The organism is Helicobacter sp. 13S00482-2 (assembly GCF_002272795.1).
Lineage (GTDB): Bacteria > Campylobacterota > Campylobacteria > Campylobacterales > Helicobacteraceae > Helicobacter_J.
Genome location: NZ_MLAT01000060.1, coordinates 1 through 803, shown reverse-complemented (window position 1 = coordinate 803; position 803 = coordinate 1). Strand labels below are relative to the sequence as shown.

General features: G+C 28.6%; 1 protein-coding gene. It reads right to left on the bottom strand.

The window, feature by feature from the left end; translation table 11 throughout:
• Positions 1-431: 431 nt before the first annotated feature.
• A complete protein-coding gene (locus tag BKH42_RS09650) occupies positions 432-695 on the bottom strand; it encodes a hypothetical protein (RefSeq protein ID WP_219349863.1) in 264 nt (87 codons plus the stop codon).
• Positions 696-803 lie beyond the last annotated feature (108 nt).

Genomic DNA, 803 nt, shown 5'->3' with positions numbered 1-803 from the left:
TCTAAAGATTTCAAAACTCAAGACATTCTTTCAATATAAACAAGAGTTTAGAAATACATACAACAAAGGAATATTTTATTCAGAGATGCTAAACTTCTTAAGACTCTTTATAAGTTTCAAGACTACCTAAGTATAAGCAATCAATCTAATCACTGTTATGATGATGGAGTAAGACGTATCTATTGAAATGACTATCAAGCAACAAGAATAAGATGCAATTGTTTCATATCAAATTGCATTCCATTTATAACATTTGAATAAATATTTAAATATATTTTTTCTATATAGATAATCAATGATAATATTTATTATTTATGGTTCTGAATTGAAATGTTTTTGAAGTGAGGGTATTATTCTTATTCATTCCTCCCCTGGGTCCTATGAAAAATAATTGAATGAGTGGGTATAACGGAATGAATACCAAATGAATGTTAAGATGGTTTAAAGAACACATCACGTTTAGGTGATTGTGTTTGTTTTGTGCTGCTTGTGTAATATCTAAAGTCCAATCCTATGAATCCTATGAATCCTATGAATCCTATGAATCCTATGAATCCTATGAATCCTATGAATCCTATGAATCCTATGAATCCTATGAATCCTATGAATCCTATGAACTTGCAAATCTTTTTAGAACTCATGAATCTTTTAGAATCTTTAGACCCTTTAACTCCTTTGAATCTTGTAAAATCCAAATCCTTCTAAAGCAAAAACAAATCAATGAGAAAAACCTCCTCTGTTAGAATCCTATGAATCCTTAGATCTTGCAAATCTTTTAGAACTTTTAAAATCTTTTAGATTAT